This is a genomic window from Actinoplanes sp. NPDC048791, from assembly GCF_040650095.1.
GTDB lineage: Bacteria > Actinomycetota > Actinomycetes > Mycobacteriales > Micromonosporaceae > Actinoplanes.
On record NZ_JBEZGQ010001620.1, the window covers coordinates 1 to 1,266 of the forward strand.

Here is a 1,266-nt window from a genome sequence, read left to right on the forward strand (position 1 = left end):
CCGCCGGGAACAGCAGCGACTCCCCGGCCGCCACCACCCGGATCGCCGCCAGCACCTCGGCCGGCCGGGCCCGCTTGAGAAGGAAGCCGCTCGCCCCGGCGCGCAGGGCGGCGTACACGTACTCGTCGTGCTCGAAGGTCGTGATGATCAGGATGCGCGGCGGGTGGGCGACGGTGGCGAGTGCGTGCCGGGTGGCCTGGAGGCCGTCGATCGCCGGCATCCGCACGTCCATGAGCACCACGTCGGGGCGGGTGCGGGCCAGCAGCGGCGGAACGGCGGCGCCGTCGGCGGCCTCACCGACCACGGTCAGGTCCGGGGCGGTGGAGATGATCGCGGTCAGCCCGATCCGGACGAGCTCCTCGTCGTCGACCACGGCCACCCGGATCGGCTCGGCGGGGGTGCTCACCGGTGCCACTCCGCGCGTACCCGCCAGTCGTCGCCGTCCGGACCGGCGACCAGCTCGCCGCCCAGCAGCGACACCCGTTCCCGCATCCCGGCCAGCCCGCGGCCGGGCAGCGGATTGCGCACCTCGACGACCAGGTCCGGACCGCGGGCGCTGACCCGCAGCGACACCGGCGCGGGCGCGGCGTGCCGCAGCGCGTTGGTCAGCGACTCCTGCACGACCCGGTAGGCCTCGCGGGACAGTTCCACGGGCACATCATCGAGCGCGCCGGTGGTCGCCAGCTGCGCGCCGGCGCCCGCGGCGAGCCGGGGGAGATCACGCAGGTCCGGCTGCCGCGTCGCCGACGCCTGACTCAGTTGTGGCGGGGTGAAGCCGGTGGGGGAGCGGCCGGGCCGGTACCGCTCGTCGCGGAGCAGGCCCAGGACCTGATCCAGGTCCTCCATGGCGGCGCGGCCCGTCTCCTCGATCGCGGTCAGCGCCCGGCGCGCGAAGGCCGGATCGCGTTCCAGCAGCTCACCGGCGGCGGCCGCCTGCAGCACGCTCACCGTCAGCGCGTGGCCGACCGAGTCGTGCAGGTCGCGGGCCAGCCGGTTGCGCTCGGCCAGCTTGCGGGCCTCGGCCCGTACCGCCGCGACCCGTTCGTCGGCCGACGGGCCCAGCAGCACCGGCGCCATCACGGCGGCCAGGGCGCCCAGCCCGGCGGTCGCGTAACCGGTGGCGAGCAGCAGGGCCACGCCCAGCAGGCCCAGGCCGGCGGCCGGCCAGCCGGTATGCGTCATGATCAGCCCCGCGGCGACCGGCACGGCGACGAACAGCGCCAGCCCCACGATCGCGCCCACGCCGAGATGCACGGCGAACCACAG

The 1,266-nt window shown here is 76.1% G+C and carries 2 protein-coding genes; both read right to left on the reverse strand.

Annotated elements, in window-relative coordinates:
- Nucleotides 1–406: response regulator transcription factor (locus AB0C29_RS49040; protein WP_360835327.1), on the reverse strand; the 406-nt coding region annotated here is incomplete at its 3' end.
- Nucleotides 403–1,266: histidine kinase (locus AB0C29_RS49045; protein WP_360835329.1), on the reverse strand; the 864-nt coding region annotated here is incomplete at its 5' end. The genes AB0C29_RS49045 and AB0C29_RS49040, both read right to left, overlap by 4 nt.